The sequence below is a fragment of the Paenibacillus donghaensis genome, assembly GCF_002192415.1.
GTDB classification, from domain to species: Bacteria; Bacillota; Bacilli; order Paenibacillales; family Paenibacillaceae; genus Paenibacillus_AQ; species Paenibacillus_AQ donghaensis.
Map to the genome: position 1 here is coordinate 1,096,089 of NZ_CP021780.1, position 18,023 is coordinate 1,114,111.

Here is an 18,023-nt window from a genome sequence, read left to right on the forward strand (position 1 = left end):
GAATAACGTTGAAAAGAAAAATAGGGGTTATGATGTTATCTTCCATGATGCTTGCAGGACTGCTCTCGGGATGTTCAGGTAATTCAGAGAATGGGGCAGGTAAGAATACAGCCTCATCAGATCCGGAGAGCACTCCTGAAGCCGCATTGACAGAAATTCCGCTCCCAATCACCACAGAGCCGCTGACCATTGAATACTGGCGGGCCAATGACGCCAAGCTGACGGCGTCGATGGAGACTTTTGCCGGGATGGCGAGTTATAAGAAGAAAGAAGAGCTTACAGGCATTAAGGTTAATTTCACTCACCCTCCGCTGGGGCAACAGAAGGATCAGTTCAATCTGCTGGTAGCTACGAAGGAACTGCCGGATGTTATCTATTATAACTGGGCAGACGCAGTAGGCGGTCCGGAGAAAATGATTGAAGACGGGCGTATCATCCGTTTGAACGAGCTGGTAGACCAATATGCGCCGAACCTTAAGAAGATTATTGAGTCCGATCCCGAAGTCCGAAAACAAATTACCCTGGATGACGGCACGATCTATATGTTCCCGCTGATGAAGCTGGATGCGCTCAAATTGAATGCGACCTCCGGTCTGATTATGAGGCAGGATTGGCTGGACAAGCTGGCGCTGAAGGCGCCAACGACCATCGATGAATGGTATACGGTTCTGAAAGCGTTTAAAGAGAAGGACCCGAATGGCAACGGCAAGGCAGACGAGCTTCCGTTCACCGGTAACTGGGGACCTGGCGATTTAACGAAGCTGAATGATTTCGCGCCTGCTTTTGGAGTGATCGGCGGATTCCAGATGAACGGCGACAAGGTTGAATTCGGGCCGCTGCAGCCAGGGTACCGAAGCTACCTGGAGACCATGTCCAAATGGTATGCAGAAGGCTTGATTGATCCGGAAATTATGACCAATGACGGCAAAGCCTTCGATTACAAGGTAACCAATAATCTGGCCGGTGCCTATCAAGGCGGCGTGTTCAGCGGGATGGGCAAATATCTCAATCTGATGAAAGACGAGGATCCGAACTTTAACCTGACAGGTGTTCCGTGGGCGGTTTCTCCGAATGGTACAGCTTATGCAACATTTAACATGAACGCCAAGGTGCTGACCTACGGGGAAGCCATCACCGCCAGTGCCGACAAGGATCAGCTTAAATATATCGTGCAATGGATGGATTTCAACTACAGCCCGCAGGGCAGTGACCTGTTCAACTTCGGGATTGAAGGCGAAAGTTATGTGAAGGAAGGCGAAGCCATCAAGTTCACAGATACCATCATTAATAATCCGCAAGGCTTGACTTATGATCAGGCGCTGGCTTCTTATGCGCTCTCTATCATGGACGGTCCGATTAATCAGGATAGCCGCTATCTGGACGCGCTGCTGTTTAACGAAGGGCAGAAGCAAGCCAATACTGTCTGGATGAAGGCCAGCTCGGACCTGACTCTTCCTCCGATCCGGTTGACGATGGATGAAGCCAGCAAGAGCACATCCATTATGAGCCAGGTCAACACCTATCTGAACGAGACGATGACCGCAATCATTAGCGGACAGAAGCCGCTTACCGAATACGATAAGATGGTCACTACGATTCAGGGAATGGGCATTGATGAAGTAATTAAGGTTCATCAGGCAGCCTATGTACGTTATTTGGCCAAATAGCAGATAACTCTGCGGAGACACTACCCTGAATCTCCATAGTTATGATATACCTATTATATCAATGGAAATAAGGGAGTGTCCCCGCATGAAGCTGTACCGGAATTTAAGCATCAAATCCAAGGTCTTCCTGATGATTATTCTAATCATGATTCTGATCATAACACTTGCCTTCAGCTCGCTGTATTATGCCTATTCGGTCTATGATCGGCAGCTGTACAACAAGTCCTACCGGCTGCTCAATTTGTCATCGACAACTGTTGATCTGGAACTTAAGAAACTGGAAGCGGTCTCATTGGCGATTATTGCTGATCGACAAATCCAGAAGTCGCTCAAGGATCTGCTTAATGAGGATGCCGACTACTCGGCGTATCTCACCCGGCAGACGATTGTGGATCGATTATGGTCTCATATCAGTATGGCTGAGCGTTATGTGCAATCCGTGCAGTTGATTGATTCTAAGGGCAAAGTCAATCGTTACGGGGAAACGATTACAATCCCTGAGGATAAATATGCAAGGATGATTGATGCTGCCCATGAGGGGGGCGGGGCGGTCCGCTGGCTATATCCCGACGATGTTGACCCGATGCTGATTATGGTGCGGGAAGTGCGGAGCTATGAGCCTATGACACTGGAGAAGATTGGGATCTTGTACCTGCGCATCAATATCGAGAGGTTGGCTCAGGATTACGCCGGTGTTGCCTCGGAGGACAGTGATATTATCCTGAAATCAGGCCAGGAGCTGGTCTATCCCTACGGAAAAGTATTGCCTTCTGTAGCCGCCGCCTTACAGCCTCTGAACGCGGGGGATGGTTACGAAATCAAGGAAATGAATGGAGACATCGCTTTTGTATCGCAGAAGCATTCTTCCTATACCGGATGGACCTATTATAATTTTGTTCGCTATAATGATATTTTTGAGAAGACTGTGTGGCTGAAGAATACGATGATTGTTGTCTTTGTGCTGGCGATCGTGATTGTGTGCGCGCTGGGCATGGGCTTCGCCCGTAATCTGACCAAGCCGATCAGGCTGCTGATCAGCCAGATGAAAGAGGTGCAATATGGTGATCTGGACCATATGGACAGTCATTTGTCTGCCCCGGCCATTCAACAGATGGATGAGGTTGGGCTGCTGCAGCGCACCTTCCGTCTGATGATCGCCCGCATCAACACCTTGATCAAGGAGAATTATGCGAATCAGCTGGTAATTAAAGAGACGGAATTCAAAGCGCTGCAGGCTCAGATCAACCCCCATTTCTTGTACAACACGCTGGATTCCATCCATTGGCTGGCTAAAAAAAGTAAACATACCCAGATTTCAAGCATGGTGATTTCACTAGGCTATCTGCTGCGCTCATCGATTAGCCTGAAGCAGAATGTGATCACGGTGGCTGAAGAGCTTGAGATTGTCAAACATTATATTACCATTCAGAAGCACCGATTTCAGCACCGCCTTGATTTTCATATGAATGTCCCTGAGACCTTTTATGGAGTCTCTCTTCCCAAGCTGACGCTGCAGCCTTTACTGGAGAATGCAATCCAATATGGAGTCGAGACGATGATTGAGCCGTGCAGGATTACCCTGTCTGCAGAACTGATGGACGATAAATTTGCGCTTATCGTAGAGGACCTTGGTCCGGGCATGGAAGAAGAATTCCTGCAGCGGGTGCTCAGAGGAGAAGTTCAGACCAGGGGAACGGGAATCGGGTTGTTGAACATTCGGGACCGGATTCAGCTGGCATTCGGAGAAGATTATGGCATACGGGTTGAGAGCGTAGCGGGGGCTTGGACCAGAGTGATTGTTCTTCTGCCGTTTCCTCAGGAGGTGTAGCAGATGTGGAGATGGGCGTTGAAATTTGCAGTGATCTGTCTACTTTCTATTCTTGGCGGTTGTGCGGGACGTACAGAAAGCGGGCTGCACCAGACAGGAGCGGAGCAGGTCAACCTGAGGATCGCTTGGTGGGGCAACGAGTACAGGAACAATGCCACGATCCAGGTCATCCAGAGGTATGAGGAACAGAATCCGCATGTGAACATCGAATATGATTACAGCGCTTTTAATGAGTATTGGAAAAAGCTAGCTCCCAGTGCTGCCGGAAACGTCCTGCCGGATATTATACAGATGGATCTGTCGTATCTGTCCGAATATGGAACGCTTGGTTTGCTGGAGGATCTGTCCCCTTATGTGGACAACGGTTGGATTGATACCGGCAGTATCAGTGATGACAAGCTTGCCGGAGGCAAGCTGGGTGAGCAGCTGTATGGAGTTACACTTGGGCTGAATGCCTTGTTCAGCATGTATGATCCCGAAGTGCTCAAGGCTTATGGACTCCAGCCTCCGGATGCCTCTTGGACTTGGGACGATCTGGAAACCATGGGTCAGAAGCTGAAGGGAACAGGAATCTATCTGGGAACCTATTTGACGCCGGAGCAATTCTTCGCTTATTCCCTGAGGCAGCAGGGAGTATCACTGTTCACCAAGGATGGGAGCAGTCTGGGTTATCAGGACGATGGGCTGTTTGTCGAATATTTCGGCAGAATGCAGCGCCTGATGCAAGATAAGCTGCTGTTTGAGCCTGACATCTGGACGCAGGATATCAATGACCCGGATGAAGACCCATTTTACAAAGGGCAAGCGTTGTTTGGCTGGGGTTATTCCAACCAATTTATCAGTACCGTGCAGCGGTATGGCAAACCGTTGGCTATTGCGCCGATGCCGGGGCCTCACAATGAGCGGGGGCTCTTTCTGAAGCCAAGTATGTTCTTCTCCGTTGCCAAGAACTCGAAGCATAAGGAGGAGGCAGCCCGCTTCATCAATTTCTTCGTCAATGATTTGGAGGCCAACAAGCTCCTGAAGGGTGAGCGCGGCGTCCCGGTGTCATCGGCAATCAAGGAACAGCTCATGCCTTTCGTAGAGCCGGAGCTTGCTCAGGTGTTTGATTATGTGGAATGGGTTGAGCAGCACAGCAGTCCGATGGACCCGCCAGGACCGATAGGCACCGCAGAAGTGACAAGTGTCCTTCGTGAAATTTATGATCTGATTATGTTCAACAAAATGACACCACAGAAGGCAGCTGAGGAATTTCGGCTGCGGGCTAACGGGATTTTGTCACAGAATCTACAATGAATGTAGTATAAGAGTCGGTGCACGCAGCCGCTGTGGCTATCCTGTCACGGATCAAGGATGATGGCACCGTTACCGTGTAGTCTCTAATTCACACAGGGGTTGTTTCAGAAGCCGTGATGGCTGCTGGAACAACTCTTTTTGTGTGACAGACGGATATCGGCTAATGAATCTATAGGCTCCACGCTATTAATTATCTTTCTCTTTCTCATCGAATGGGATGCCCCCAGCGACATATGAACCAAAGCACAACTTTTGCCTGACGCTATAAGCTGGCCCTGGCCAATTAGATGCGCTAAGGCATCTAATTTCGGCCGAAACTAACATTTGGCTTGAATTAGCTGCTGGAAGCCCGCTTCATTCACTCCTCTTCCCCATGGTTACCTACCTCTTAGGTCTCGCGAGAAGTTAGAGGGTTGTCATGGAACGTTCTGAAGTAAATAGATGCGAAACTGCAACTAAATTTGTCCGATTCGTTCGCCAGCGGGTGATTAAGTGCGAATGTGCAACTAATTTCGAGTAAATCTGGCTCCATACGCTCCAAACCCTAAATTAGATGCCTTTTAGCACTTATTTCCTCCAAAACTAAAAAAATACACCAATTAGTTGCACTTTCGCAACTAAATTAATGGTTCGACTCATGAATCACTAAGGGGGCGTTTGGTAGGGATCGAAGTAACACCACCCGGAGCTATCCAGCGAACAAAAGCTTTGAGCCTCTCCACTTTGCAGAGCAAAGCAAGGAGGCTCAAGGGCGGGCTTATCCCCAACCGTACTCTCCCTGTCCGCTGCCGCAGCAGAATTCCACCTGGGTTTTTCGGGAGTCCAGAGGGCAGCGCCCTTGGAGCCCTCCCTTGGAAGGGAGGGTTTGGGAGGGATCGAAAAGGTTTTAGGAAAGGGGTCTGGGATACCCCCTCTTCACTCCATATAAATCTCCACAATCGCCATCTTGCGATCGCGGGCAAGGTCAAGAAACTGGCCTTCGCTCTGCACAAGCGGGCGGAACACGTCCAGCGGGTTGTTCATCACAATGATGCCCAGGTCGCCGGTGCTCAGCAATACACGTTTGCCGATGAAGTTCGGCATCAGATGCTGGATAAAGGCCTGCACCGGCTTGCCGTTCAGCTTGCCGAAGCTGAGGTTGTTAATCTCGCGCAGCACGGTGATCAGCTCCTGCTTGGACTGGTAGACACGCTCCGAGGTCATGGCGCTGTAAATATCGGCCACGGCAGCGATCTGGGCATAAGGGTGAATCTGTGAGCCTGTGAGCCGGTTCGGATAGCCGGAGCCATCCTCGCGTTCATGATGCTGCAGGGCAACGAGCGCGGTGAAAGGGTCCTGCATCGAATTGCTGATAATTTCATAGCCGTACTGAGTATGTAGTTGAATCTCGGTGAATTCATGCGGGGTCAGCTTGCCGGGCTTATTCAGAAGTGCAGGGGAGATCCGGCATTTGCCGATGTCGATCAGATAGCCGGCCCGGCCAATATCGTAGCATTCCTGCTTGGAGTATCCCAGCCAGGTAGCCAGGTAATAGGATAACATGCCGACCTGTAAGGAATGATTATAGGTGTAGTTATCCTCGCGGTCCAGCAGCAGCAGAAGTGAAACGACATCCTTGTGCTTGTCCAGGGACTGCAGCGATGGCTGAAGAATATCATCAACCGCGGATTGGCTGAAGCTGCCCTTCATAAGCGCTTCCATATAGAGCGATTCGAACCCGTCCATCATGTTATCCAGGCTTGAAGCTACCTCCTGTATGATCACGGGTCTGCTCACGGGAGCAGGGGGTTCATCTTCAATGTCCACATAATCGACACCATGCAGCATAAGCTTGGCAATCTCGTCGATCTGGAGCTGTGATCCCTTGGGGAGGACATGAAGACCTCTGGAACTAAAGGTGTCCGATTTCAGGGAATTCCCGGGCTTTAGGTCCGAAACGTGTACTCTCAATGCTATGGCCACCTTATATACCGATTTTATCCAGAATATCAAGAAAACGCAGGATATTCAATGGTCTTAGAATACTGTTTGTAGTCTCAAGCCAACGGAATAATCTGCTCGGAAACACCCCACTCGGCTGAGCTTTCGCCAATATCCTTTTTCCACACGGGAACGGTCTGCTTCAATTGTTCAATGGCATAACGGCTGGCTTCATAGCATGTATCTCTGTGAGGGGCGGAAACGGCGATTACCACGCTGGCCTCCTTCAGGCCAACGACTCCGATCCGGTGGGCAATGGCGCAGCTGGCGTTCCAGCGTTCGCGGACCTCATGCCCGATGGTCTGCAGCTTAGACAGCGCCATCGGCACATATGCTTCGTACTGCAGCGCCGTAGTGCGCTGCTGGCCGGTCATCTCGCGTGTGGTGCCGACGAACAGCAGGGAAGCGCCATGATTGACATCCAGCACCTGCTCCAGCAAGGCTTCTGCGTTCAGCGGCAGTTCAGTGATGCTGTACAGGCCATCGGGCGTAGCTTCGACTACAGCCGGTTCGCCTCCCGAGACCGGGGGAATCAAGGCCACCTCTGCCGCTGCGGTAATAACGGTATCCTCAGGTGCGTATTCATGATCAACAGCAACCAGAGAGACCTTGATCTGCGAGGCGGCAGCGGGATAAGCGGCGGAGAGCAGCTCCTTCAGCCTGCCGGCAGTTAGTGGCGCCCTGTCATCAGCATGAAAGGGCAGAGCAGAAGCACCCATTACTTCAGCCAGGCCGGCGAAAAGACGAATGGTAAGTTGCATAATGGTCACCTCGTTAGGAGAAATGGGAAACGCGTCGATATGCTATAATGTCTTGCAAATAATGACTACAATATACCATAATGAGCCTGAAAATGTTATGCTAGGCTCTATAAGATCATGCACCAGCCGCTGCAAGGCAAGCGGCACAACAGGCAGGAGGAATGTTGCGTATGGGGCATGTGCCGAACAGCTTGACCCTACTGCACACCAATGATATACATAGCCATTTCGAGATGATGAGTCCGCTGGCGCAAGAGATCGGGGCACAGCGTGAAGCAGCCGGTGAAGAGCCGGTGCTGCTGCTGGATATCGGCGACCATATGGACCGTGCCGCCGTGGAGACGGAAGGCACCATGGGCCAGGCCAACATCGACATGATTAATCTGACTGCGTATGATGCAGTGACGATCGGCAACAATGAAGGACTGACCTTTACCCCGGAAATGCTGGCGTTGGCTTATTCGGGACTGCTCTGTCCGGTCGTCTGCTGCAATTTCGTGGAGAAGGCAACCGGCAGACCTCCGAAGTGGATGAAAAGGCATGTCATTCTGGAGAAGCAAGGAATCAAGATCGGGATTACAGGGGCTACTGCAGTGTTCGCATCATTCTATGAACTGCTTGGCTGGGACGCCCTCGATCCTGAAGCTGAACTACAGAAGCAGTGCCGGCTGCTGGCTCCTCAGGTGGATATATTGATTGTTCTTTCCCACCTGGGGCTGCCTTCCGACCGTATGCTGGCTGAGCGGCTTGAAGGCGTACATGCCATCTTGGGCGGACATACCCATCATGTGCTGGAAGAGCCGCTGATGATTAACGGGACTGCGGTGTGCGGTGCCGGTAAATTCGGCCGCTATCTGGGACAGCTGCGTTTCGGGCGGGAACAGGAAGGGGCTTCTTTCAGGTTTCTCTCAGGCGGATGCATTACGGTAGATCCGGCACTACGGGATACACTGATTGCACCGGCAGCGGCGATACATCTGGAGCGCGGACGTGAAGTGCTGCAGGAGACGGTGGCAATTATAGACCGTGCACTGCCGCTGGATGTTCAGGGCGAATCGCCCTTTGGCAACCTGCTCGCACAGGCTGTGCGCCGTTTTACAGGCAGTCCGCTAGCTCTGGTCAACACGGGACAGCTGCTGGGCCCGCTGCCTGCGGGCACCGTTACAACCGGGATGCTGCATGGCTTATGCCCTTCACCGATTAATCCCTGCATTGTCAAGCTGACTGGGCTTGATATCCGCACAGCGCTGGAACAGAGCGTTACTGCAGAATTTCGCGACAAGGCCATCTACGGGTATGGGTTCCGCGGACATATCCTGGGCAGCCTGGCGGTCGACGGACTAAAGATCTTGTACGATCCAAAGGCCATACCGTATGATAACAGTATGACCATTTGGATCGGTGGGGACAGGCTGGAGGATGAACGCGAGTACAACGTGGGCACGCTCGATATGTTCACTTTCCGAGCGGGATATGAGAGCATTGCCAATGGGCGGGAAGCCTTGTTTCTGCTGCCTCATTTCCTGCGGGATTTGCTGCGGATGGAACTGCAGACCCCCGGCAGTCTGGAGCAGTGTGAGATTCGGCGGTGGGAGGCTGTCACGCCTTAACTGAATGTCTACCGTATTATTCAGAATCACTATTGTGTAGTTGGAATGGATCACTAATCAGGAGGAACATATGGACACTATCACAGCAATTATTCTGGCCATTGTGGAAGGCATTACCGAATTTATTCCGGTATCTTCTACAGGCCACATGATATTGACAAGCAAGCTGCTGGGCTATAACGAGCAGGATTCAATTATGAAGACTTATGAGATCGTGATTCAATTGGGAGCGATCCTGGCCATTGCGCTGGTCTACCGCCAGCGGGTGCTTAACTTGTTTGGAATCGGGCGCAGCAGCCGGGGAAGAGGCGGTGTGATGCCAGCTTCGCGGCTGAATCTGATTCATGTATTCCTGGGGATTGCCCCTGCACTTATTGTGGCATTCTTTGCCCGCGATTTCATCAAAAGCCTCTTCGGAGCGACTACCGTCCTCTGGGCCCTGGTGGCCGGGGGGATATTGATGATTGTCGCGGAATGGTTTAACCGCCGGAAGATCCGCATCACCGCACATGAGCTGGATGACCTGTCGTATGGACAGGCGCTGGCGATTGGCCTCTATCAGATTATCTCTGTGCTCTGGCCGGGCTTCTCGCGTTCCGGCTCCACGATCTCGGGCGGGATGCTGAGCGGGGTCAGCTACAAGGCTTCCGCCGATTTCTCCTTTCTGATTGCCATTCCGATCATGTGTGCGGCTTCGGGATATGAACTGCTTGATTCCTACCGTTATTTCACCAGTGAGACCATCGGTGATTTCGTCATCGGATTCCTGGTATCTTTCGTAGTGGCTTACGGTGTGGTACTCTTGTTCATGAAATTAATTCAGAAGATCCGCCTGACTCACTTCGCGATCTACCGCTTCATTCTTGCCGCGGTATTCTGGTTGTTCATTATGAATTAATCAAGTGCCAGATTAATCGGGTTAACGGTATAAACATAGTGTCCCCCTCAAGCTTCTCAAACAGAATAGGTATTTTACCGTTACAGGCAGGAGTGAACCAAGTTGCGTTTAGTATCCGTAAACCAGCTTCAAGCGGGAATGAAGCTAGCCAAAAAAATATATAATGATGACGGGATGATTCTGCTCGCAGACGGAGTGGAGCTTACTGATACGCTCATTAAACGTCTTGCCAGAATTGACATCGGCTATATTTATATTGAGGATTCGCTTACAGATGATGTGATTATTACCGGCATGCTGGAGGACGAGACGCGCAATCAGGCGCTGAAGGTCATCCGAAGCGAGTTCCAGCAGATGTCCGGCGCGTCTGGCATAACCAAAGGATTCTATCACCTCGACAAGAAATTCTCGCGTCTGATGGACTCCATTCTCGATGATATATCCTCCCAGGAGGACCCGATGATCATGCTGCTGGATATGCATACCACCGACAGCTATTTGTATGTGCATTCCCTGAATGTATGCCTGTATACATTAGTGCTAGGCATTGCATATGGCTATAGCAAGGAGGAGCTGCGGGTCATTGGACTTGGAGCCCTGCTGCATGATATCGGCAAAACCCAGATTCCGGTCAAAATCGTCCAAAAGCCCGGTATGCTCAGCGATGAGGAATTCCACCACATGCAGGCCCATACCGAGATCGGTTACCGGATTCTTAAGGAAGAGCCTAATATTCCCCTGCTTGCAGCCCACTGTGCCTTTCAGCATCATGAGCGGATCGACGGGTCCGGCTACCCGCGCGGGCTGAAGGGCCCGCAGATTCATGAATATGCCAAATGGCTGGGGGTAGCAGATTCTTATGATGCCATGACCTCCAACCGGATCTACAAAAGAGCAATGCTGCCGCATCAGGCAGTAGAAGCACTATACGTCGGTTCGGGGACGCTTTATGAGCAGAAACAGTTGGAGCTGTTCAGGGACCGGGTGGCCATTTATCCGCTTGGTCTTACGGTGAAGCTGAGTACGGGTGAGAGTGGTGTAGTGGTCAGAATTGACCCAACCATTCCCCACAGACCAGTGGTACGGGTGCTGAATGGGGTCGAGGGAGAGGCCGTTGTGCCTTTCGAATACGATCTGCGCACAGCCCTTTCGATTGTAATAGCAGATGTCGCGGACCAGAATGAGCCTGCGGCCAAACAAAGCTAGGATGAATGGCAGGGCGCCCCTTGAATTGGCGCTCTGCTTTTACATTTCACCGGGAACTGCAGTTTTTACGGCAAGAGTGGTATGATAAAGAGTATTACGTCGTTCTCATGACTAAATTGTGGGTAATAATAAGGAATAAGCTACAAAAGCTTTGAAGGAGCTACAGCCAATGAATGTACTGAAACCTATATCCTCTTCAATGAAGGAGTTGTCGCCAAGTTATGATCCGTGGGACCCGATCACCTCTCTGCGCAAGCATGGACGGCATGTGCTGACCAGTGTGGAGATGACGGTTACCAATTTATGCAATATGCGCTGTGAGCACTGTGCGGTAGGCGACGCGCTGACCACCAGGGAGGGTGAGATGCTGCCGCTGACGAAAATGCTGCACCGGCTTGAAGAAGTTGAACATCTGGAGACGATCAGCATAACAGGCGGAGAGCCCATGTTCAGAGCCGGTACCGTCGAGAATATGATTGTGCCGCTGCTCCAATATGCACACGAGCGGGGAATCCGCTCACAGATCAATTCCAATCTGACGATGCCTTATTCGCGTTACGAGCAGCTGCTCCCTTATCTGGATGTCATGCATATCTCATTCAACTATGAGAACGGGGATGATTTCCATCAGGTGGGCTTCGCCAACAGCGGGCATCCGGTGTCCAGGGAAGCTGCCTATCGTTTATACGACACCATGATCGAGAATTCCCGCCGCTTAAGCGCTGACGGGATGTTTATCTCGGCAGAATCCATGATTAATTATCGTACACATAGCAAGCTGCCGCAGATTCATGAGCTGATTCGTCAGATGGGCGCAAGACGCCATGAGGTGCACCCAATGTATGCTTCCAGCTTCGCTTCCTCCTTGCCGGTGCTGGCGCTTAAGGATATGATGGCGGCGATTCACCAGCTGCTGGATGCCCGCGACCCGGAGATGTGGATGCTGTTCGGTACCCTGCCATTCTTCGCCTGCAGCGCAGAGGAACAGGATCAACAGCTGCTGCGCAGAATGCGCACCGAGCCGAATGTTACGCTGCGCAATGACCCGGACGGGCGCAACCGTGTGAATGTGAATATGTTCAGCGGGGATGTGTTTGTGACAGACTTTGCTGATATTGCCGCCTTCGGCAACATCGAAAGCCATAAGCTGGATGAGATTTTTGCCGAGTGGCAGACCGCTCACCCGCTGAACCAGAAGGTCAATTGCTTCTGTGATGCGGCAGGGTGCTGTGGGCCTAATCTGCTGGTGGCTGATATGTATTATCCGAATGTTGATTTCAAAGCAAGAAAAGCGATCAACTTGTAGAAATGAGGCGTTATTATAGTGCATACGGAATTTGAAGTAGGGAGATTGCTGCTCAATCTTTTGCTGGTTCTGGTGCTCGTATTGTTGAACGGGATCTTTGTTGCAGCAGAATTTTCACTCGTAAAGGTTAGGCAGTCCAGATTAACCCAGCTGGTCAGTGAAGGCAATAAGATGGCAGTCTATGCGCTCAAGGTTAACAAAAAGCTGGATTCTTACCTCTCCGCCACCCAGTTTGGCATTACGCTGGCTTCACTGGGTCTCGGCTGGGTGGGGGAGCCCGCCATATCCGAGCTGCTGGTCGAGCCGCTGATGTTCCAGCTGGGAGTTACCGATCAAACACTGATCTCCACGGTATCTGTGATTATCGGGTTTTCGATCATTACTTTTCTACATATCGTGCTGGGAGAGCTTGCACCTAAGTCCCTGGCCATCCAAAGAACAGAAGGTTCTGCTCTGCTGCTGTCCGCACCGCTGATGTTCTTCTATAATCTGTTCCTGCCGTTTATCTGGGTACTGAACGCATCGGCGAATGCGCTGCTGCGGCTGGTGGGCGTCGAACCGGCGAGTGAGGCCGAAGCGGCCCATTCGGAGGAAGAGATCCGCATTCTGATGAATCAGAGCGCCAAGAGCGGGGTTATCGACAAGGACGAAATGAAGCTGATGGACAACATCTTTGAATTCTCGGACCTGCTGGCCCGTGAAGTGATGCTGCCGCGTACTGATATGGATGTGCTGTACAGTAATCTTTCGCTGGAAGAGAACATGCGGATCATTACGGAAACGAAACATTCCCGGTATCCGGTCGCTCTGGAGGACAAGGACCGTATTATTGGTTTCATCCATATTACCGATCTGCTGTTTGCCCCGCTGGAGCAGCAGAATGATCTCGCTTCACTGGTCCGTCCGATCCTGAATGTGCCGGAATCGATGGAGATCAGCCATGCGCTGCGCCTGATGCAGAAGAACAAGGCCCAGCTAACGCTGGTTGTCGATGAATACGGCGGTACAGCCGGACTGCTCACTGCCGAGGAGATCCTGGAAGAGATCGTTGGTGATCTGCATGATGAATTTGAGGATGAGCGGCCCAGCGTGGAGCGCAATGGAGAATCTATTTCCGTTGAAGGCCGCATGCTGATCGAAGATGTCAACGATCTTACGGGTGTGGTTATTGAGGATGATGAAGTCGATTCCATCGGCGGCTGGCTGTTCAAGGAGCTGGAAGGCAACCCAGCCAAAGGCAAAAAGGTCATGGTGGGCGATGTGATTTTTGAAGTGGAGGAATCCACCCGTCTGCGGATTACGCGGATTAATATTCACCGTGAGCCGCCGTTGACGGAAGAGGAAGAGGACAACGAGGAACAGGGTGAGGATAAAGATTAACCAGCATTGAGATCCCATTACAGACTGGCAAAAAGCCGCCGTTCCCCAAGGAGCAGGGACTGCACCCCGTTTGTGTGACAGGGATCAAAACACCTTGCAAGTTTAAGTAGCCAGTCGCCGGAAATCTATCGGTGACTGGCTATTTAGTTTCGGTTGAATCCGTATTGAATTACCCTGAATTGCATGGTCGGTATTTATACCTCAATACACTTCTTTAGCTTACTAACTTCAAACCTACTGCAGATCCGAGTACCATGGCAATGAACACAATTCTTAAGATATTTCTTGGCTCACCGTAAAATATCATACCTAGAATAGCTCCTCTGGATGCACCAATTCCTGTCCATACTGCATATGCTGTTCCCATCGGCAGAGTTACCATTGCCCTGGACAAGAACAAAAAGCTTAATCCAAAGCCTACTACTAATAACAGGAATGAGACCATGTTACGGTCTTTGTTCATCTTATTGATCATAAGGACTCCGAACATTTCAAATATACCAGCTAAAATAAGAAATACCCAATTCACGAGTTATGCCACCTCCTTTTTTTTCTCTTTGCTTAACATTTTTAGCCCAATTACAGAATTTTTTGGTTATCATGTTTCAGTTTTAAATATAAACTGATACAATTAATGTATGGATAATTATAGAAGAACCAACACAACCGTATCGCTAATCAATTATCACTTTGTTTTTTGTCCACGATATCGAAAGAAAATCTTTCTTGAATTTGATGTTGAAAGTAGATTTAAGGAGTTGATTAAAGATGTTTGTGATGATTTGAAAATAGAGATTATCGCAATCGAAACAGATCAAGATCACGCACATCTATTTTTGAATGCTTTGCCGACATTTAGTCCTGCTGATATTATGGCAAAAATTAAAGGAGTCACATCTAAACGACTGAGAGAGGAGTTTAAACATCTAGCTCATTTGCCTTCACTTTGGACACGTTCATACTTTGTAAGTACCGCAGGAAATGTGTCTAGTGAAACGATCAAAAGATATGTTGAACAACAAAAAACAAGGGGGTGATAGAAACGATTGCGATAAGTCTCCAATTAAAATGCCAAAGGGATATATACGACAAATATTTTGGCTAGGTGGCTGGTCTTTAATTAGAGAATCAACATTTGACGAGTATAAATCAATCAAAAGAGCCAAACAAATTAAGGAGAGAGGTGAAAACTTATGCAGTCCGTCACTATAAAGATAAGATTCTTTCCAAGTAACTCAATCGAATTAAAGTTATTAAGTAGAGAATATATTCGAGCTATTAATTCATTAACAGAACAAGCAGAAAAAGAAGGTTCATTCCCCAAACTCACAACGAAAGATGTAGAAGCTAAACTCCCTTCTGCTGTACTTAATCAAGCGATTCGTGATGCTAAAAGCGTATTTAAGAAAACGAAGAAGGAAATGAAGCGTCCAATATTAAAGAAACCAACCTACTATATCAACAACCAAAACTATTCCATTGGCCATTCCTCTATTGCTTTTCCTATCATCGTGGACAACAAAGTGAAAAAGACGATTTTTCCTGCCCTTTTAACAGAAAGAGATAAAAAATTTCTTCAAAATGCAAAATGTGGTCTTATGAGAATCGTTGAGAAATCAGGGAAATGGTTTGCTCAAGTTTCACTTGAAATTCCTACAGAGACAACAACAGGCGAACAGGCAATAGGCATTGATTTAGGATTAAAAGTCCCTGCTGTTGCTGTGACTAGCGAAGGAAAGACGAGATTTTTTGGAAATGGTAGAGAAAACAAATATATGAAACGCAAGTTCCGTAGTGAACGAAAAGGATTAGGAAAGAAGAAAAAGCTACGTGCTATTCGTAAACTGGATCATAAAGAACAAAGATGGATGAAAGATAAGGACCACAAAGTAAGTAGACAAATTGTCAATTTTGCCATGGAGAATCAAGTGTCTGTCATACGCTTAGAGAAGCTGACAAACATCAGAAAAACGACAAGAACAAGTCGTAAAAACGAAAAGAATTTGCACACATGGTCATTCAATCGCTTGGCACAATTCATTGAATACAAAGCAAATATGGCAGGGATCAAAGTGGAATATGTGAATCCTGCGTATACATCGCAAAAATGTCCATCTTGCTCTACGCTAAATAAAGCGATAGATAGAAAATATTCGTGTCTATGTGGGTTTCATACTCATCGTGATAAAGTCGGTGCAATGAATATTATTCACGCACCTGTGATTGGTGGTAATAGTCAATCAGCCTAAGATGCTAAAACGCACTGTCTTAGGAGGGCTGATGGCACAGCCCAATCTTGGGGTCATACTTCGATCGCAGAAATGCACTTCGACTTAATCACCCAAGAATCCCACTGCTTTAGCTGTGGGAGTGTCAATTTCACCCCTGTTTATAGAATTTGGCTACATGCAGTATTTAATGCATATAGCAGAAATATAAAAAAGCCCGAGAAATAAACTGTTCGTCAACAGTTTATCTCCCGGGCTTTTATCCCTCCGTGACACGTCCTAAAGGATGTGAGTTTTCTCTTGGACCAGCCGATATAGAAATCGCGGAACCCTAGAAAACATTTATAATTTAATTAATCATTTAAATTATACACATTTATTTAAAAAAACTAACCCTTATTTTTATTATCATCTAAGTATGGGATTTATTTTTTCTGGTGTTTTACTTATCAGAAAAGTTATGAGTTTTTTTGGAATAGTGTTTTAACATGTGAAGTGCCATCATAAATTAGTTACGAAGAGAATCAACCAAGGATAGAAGGAGGGGAATTCTATGAACCAGCTACTTCATGTACAGGTGCGAAAGCATACACCTTACAGAGGACCGTTTGATCCGTGCCCGCCGGTGCCGTTTAAGACGTATGTTGTACCGCCGAATCAGTTCATCACCTTTCAGCCGCCGGGTCTGCCGCAGTTTACTCTGCCGGAGGCCTTAAGAGCGGGAACGCTCTGGCCGGCGCTGTTCAGCCCGTATGAATCCAGATGTGGGAGGGAACGAAACGATGACAGCCAACCCGTGTGAACCCCGGTATTATGAAATGCTGGAGCAGCTGCAGATTCTGGATTTCGCGCTGGTTGAGCTGAATCTGTATCTCGATACCCACCCCCAGGATTTGCAGAGCATTCAGCAGTTTAATCAACTGACCCAGGAACGGACCCGGCTGGCGAAGCAATTCCAGGAGCTGTATGGCCCTTTGCAGAATTTCGGGCGGGCTTATTCCAAATGTCCATGGGAATGGAGCCAGAGCCCTTGGCCGTGGCAGGTCTAAGACTTAGGTGGATGGATGCCGTAACACAGGATTGATCAATAGGAGGGGGAAGTTTCCGAATGTGGATCTATGAGAAAAAGCTGCAATATCCGGTACGGGTCGGCAAATGCGACGTACGGATGGCCCGCTATCTGATGGAGCAATATGGGGGAGCAGACGGTGAGCTGGCAGCTGCACTCCGTTATATGAACCAAAGGTATTCAATTCCTGATAAAGTCATTGGTGTGCTCACGGATATATCGACAGAAGAATTCGCCCACCTGGAAATGATTGCCACTATGATCTACAAGCTGACGAAGGACGCCACAATTGAGCAGCTGGAAGCCGCCGGGCTCGGCCCGAATTATGCGACTCGGGATCATGCGCTGTTCTATAACAACGCTGCCGGTGTTCCTTTCACCGCAGCTTATATCGCAGCGAAAGGAGATCCACTAGCGGATCTGTACGAGGATATCGCTGCTGAAGAAAAAGCACGGGCTACATACCAGTGGCTGATTGACATGACCGATGACGTGGATCTGCAGGACAGCCTGAAGTTCCTGCGGGAACGGGAGATTGTGCATGCGCTAAGATTTAAAGAATCGGTGCAGATTCTGATTGATGACCGGGAGACGAAGAAGGTGTTCTAAGGAAAGGAAACGGAGCACTATAATTCATTTGTACAAACGCATACACAATTCAGAAGTCGCCATATTGGCGACTTTTTGTTTTGCAGATGGAGAAACCCCTATCGATCAGACTTGAGGAGTTAGCAGTATAAACAAAAAAGAAACCGCTAGCGCGGTTCACGGTTCCAAACGTTGTACGATTGCTT

16 protein-coding genes and 1 riboswitch are annotated in these 18,023 nt (G+C 49.1%); of the genes, 13 read left to right on the forward strand and 3 right to left on the reverse strand.

Annotation, left to right across the window (positions count from 1 at the left end; translation table 11 throughout):
• The first annotated feature begins 8 nt into the window (after nt 1–8).
• The 3 genes from B9T62_RS04425 to B9T62_RS04435 all read left to right on the forward strand — a co-directional run bounded on the left by B9T62_RS04425 (nt 9) and on the right by B9T62_RS04435 (nt 4,791).
• The gene (locus B9T62_RS04425) at nt 9–1,667 is read left to right on the forward strand and encodes a type 2 periplasmic-binding domain-containing protein (RefSeq protein WP_087914148.1); all 1,659 of its coding nucleotides are present in this window, start codon (nt 9–11) and stop codon (nt 1,665–1,667) included.
• 85 nt (nt 1,668–1,752) lie between these two features.
• Nucleotides 1,753–3,495 carry a sensor histidine kinase gene (locus B9T62_RS04430; RefSeq protein WP_087914149.1) on the forward strand — a complete coding sequence of 581 codons (1,743 nt, stop codon included), beginning with the start codon at nt 1,753–1,755 and terminating at the stop codon, nt 3,493–3,495.
• 3 nt (nt 3,496–3,498) lie between these two features.
• Complete coding sequence (locus B9T62_RS04435) at nt 3,499–4,791, forward strand: ABC transporter substrate-binding protein (protein ID WP_087914150.1); 1,293 nt, start codon at nt 3,499–3,501, stop codon at nt 4,789–4,791.
• 915 nt (nt 4,792–5,706) lie between these two features.
• On the opposite strand, the gene B9T62_RS04440 is transcribed toward B9T62_RS04435, so the two are convergent.
• Together B9T62_RS04440 and B9T62_RS04445 are read right to left on the reverse strand one after the other, a co-directional pair.
• On the reverse strand, nt 5,707–6,741 hold the full coding sequence (locus B9T62_RS04440) for an HD-GYP domain-containing protein (RefSeq protein ID WP_087914151.1): 1,035 nt from the start codon (nt 6,739–6,741) through the stop codon (nt 5,707–5,709).
• Nucleotides 6,742–6,827: 86 nt separating this feature from the next.
• Nucleotides 6,828–7,532, reverse strand: coding sequence for a molybdenum cofactor biosynthesis protein MoaE (locus B9T62_RS04445; protein ID WP_087914152.1), 705 nt, complete (start codon nt 7,530–7,532; stop codon nt 6,828–6,830).
• 170 nt (nt 7,533–7,702) lie between these two features.
• Between B9T62_RS04445 and B9T62_RS04450 the strand changes: the two genes are divergently transcribed.
• From B9T62_RS04450 to B9T62_RS04470, 5 genes are all read left to right on the forward strand, one after another.
• Complete coding sequence (locus B9T62_RS04450; RefSeq protein WP_087914153.1) at nt 7,703–9,142, forward strand: bifunctional metallophosphatase/5'-nucleotidase; 1,440 nt, start codon at nt 7,703–7,705, stop codon at nt 9,140–9,142.
• A gap of 70 nt (nt 9,143–9,212) precedes the next feature.
• The gene (locus B9T62_RS04455) at nt 9,213–10,040 is read left to right on the forward strand and encodes an undecaprenyl-diphosphate phosphatase (RefSeq protein WP_087914154.1); all 828 of its coding nucleotides are present in this window, start codon (nt 9,213–9,215) and stop codon (nt 10,038–10,040) included.
• Between the two features lie 102 nt (nt 10,041–10,142).
• Entirely contained in the window at nt 10,143–11,246 is a 1,104-nt protein-coding gene (locus B9T62_RS04460) for an HD-GYP domain-containing protein (RefSeq protein ID WP_087914155.1), read from the forward strand.
• Between the two features lie 169 nt (nt 11,247–11,415).
• The gene (yfkAB, locus tag B9T62_RS04465) at nt 11,416–12,552 is read left to right on the forward strand and encodes a radical SAM/CxCxxxxC motif protein YfkAB (protein WP_087914156.1); all 1,137 of its coding nucleotides are present in this window, start codon (nt 11,416–11,418) and stop codon (nt 12,550–12,552) included.
• Between the two features lie 18 nt (nt 12,553–12,570).
• Nucleotides 12,571–13,932 (forward strand): hemolysin family protein, encoded by a 1,362-nt coding sequence (locus B9T62_RS04470; RefSeq protein ID WP_425436636.1) that lies wholly within the window; start codon nt 12,571–12,573, stop codon nt 13,930–13,932.
• A 214-nt stretch (nt 13,933–14,146) separates the two neighbouring features.
• Here B9T62_RS04470 and B9T62_RS04475 read toward each other — a convergent pair whose 3' ends face one another.
• Nucleotides 14,147–14,461 (reverse strand): DMT family transporter, encoded by a 315-nt coding sequence (locus tag B9T62_RS04475; RefSeq protein ID WP_087914158.1) that lies wholly within the window; start codon nt 14,459–14,461, stop codon nt 14,147–14,149.
• A 109-nt stretch (nt 14,462–14,570) separates the two neighbouring features.
• Between B9T62_RS04475 and tnpA the strand changes: the two genes are divergently transcribed.
• The 5 genes from tnpA (at nt 14,571) to B9T62_RS04500 (ending at nt 17,838) form a co-directional block, all read left to right on the forward strand.
• Complete coding sequence (gene tnpA, locus B9T62_RS04480) at nt 14,571–14,969, forward strand: IS200/IS605 family transposase (RefSeq protein ID WP_087914159.1); 399 nt, start codon at nt 14,571–14,573, stop codon at nt 14,967–14,969.
• Between the two features lie 156 nt (nt 14,970–15,125).
• Complete coding sequence (locus B9T62_RS04485; RefSeq protein ID WP_087914160.1) at nt 15,126–16,181, forward strand: RNA-guided endonuclease InsQ/TnpB family protein; 1,056 nt, start codon at nt 15,126–15,128, stop codon at nt 16,179–16,181.
• 225 nt (nt 16,182–16,406) lie between these two features.
• Nucleotides 16,407–16,506, reverse strand: a riboswitch (guanidine-I (ykkC/yxkD leader).
• 207 nt (nt 16,507–16,713) lie between these two features.
• Nucleotides 16,714–16,962, forward strand: coding sequence for a spore coat associated protein CotJA (locus B9T62_RS04490; RefSeq protein WP_087914161.1), 249 nt, complete (start codon nt 16,714–16,716; stop codon nt 16,960–16,962).
• Nucleotides 16,943–17,209: a spore coat protein CotJB gene (locus B9T62_RS04495; RefSeq protein ID WP_087914162.1), complete on the forward strand. Its 267-nt coding sequence runs from the start codon at nt 16,943–16,945 to the stop codon at nt 17,207–17,209. Before B9T62_RS04490 ends, B9T62_RS04495 begins: the two co-directional genes overlap by 20 nt.
• A gap of 59 nt (nt 17,210–17,268) precedes the next feature.
• A complete protein-coding gene (locus tag B9T62_RS04500) occupies nt 17,269–17,838 on the forward strand; it encodes a manganese catalase family protein (protein ID WP_087914163.1) in 570 nt (189 codons plus the stop codon).
• The last annotated feature ends 185 nt before the right edge of the window (nt 17,839–18,023 follow it).

Bases quoted from the DNA above. Each gene is read 5' to 3' on its own strand.
- B9T62_RS04485 (WP_087914160.1), top strand. From the start codon at position 15,126: ATGCAGTCCGTCACTATAAAGATAAGATTCTTTCCAAGTAACTCAATC.
- B9T62_RS04500 (WP_087914163.1), top strand. From the start codon at position 17,269: ATGTGGATCTATGAGAAAAAGCTGCAATATCCGGTACGGGTCGGCAAA.
- B9T62_RS04435 (WP_087914150.1), top strand. From the start codon at position 3,499: ATGTGGAGATGGGCGTTGAAATTTGCAGTGATCTGTCTACTTTCTATT.
- B9T62_RS04450 (WP_087914153.1), top strand. From the start codon at position 7,703: ATGGGGCATGTGCCGAACAGCTTGACCCTACTGCACACCAATGATATA.
- yfkAB (WP_087914156.1), top strand. From the start codon at position 11,416: ATGAATGTACTGAAACCTATATCCTCTTCAATGAAGGAGTTGTCGCCA.
- B9T62_RS04455 (WP_087914154.1), top strand. From the start codon at position 9,213: ATGGACACTATCACAGCAATTATTCTGGCCATTGTGGAAGGCATTACC.
- tnpA (WP_087914159.1), top strand. From the start codon at position 14,571: ATGGATAATTATAGAAGAACCAACACAACCGTATCGCTAATCAATTAT.
- B9T62_RS04430 (WP_087914149.1), top strand. From the start codon at position 1,753: ATGAAGCTGTACCGGAATTTAAGCATCAAATCCAAGGTCTTCCTGATG.
- B9T62_RS04445 (WP_087914152.1), bottom strand. From the start codon at position 7,532: ATGCAACTTACCATTCGTCTTTTCGCCGGCCTGGCTGAAGTAATGGGT.
- B9T62_RS04495 (WP_087914162.1), top strand. From the start codon at position 16,943: ATGACAGCCAACCCGTGTGAACCCCGGTATTATGAAATGCTGGAGCAG.
- B9T62_RS04490 (WP_087914161.1), top strand. From the start codon at position 16,714: ATGAACCAGCTACTTCATGTACAGGTGCGAAAGCATACACCTTACAGA.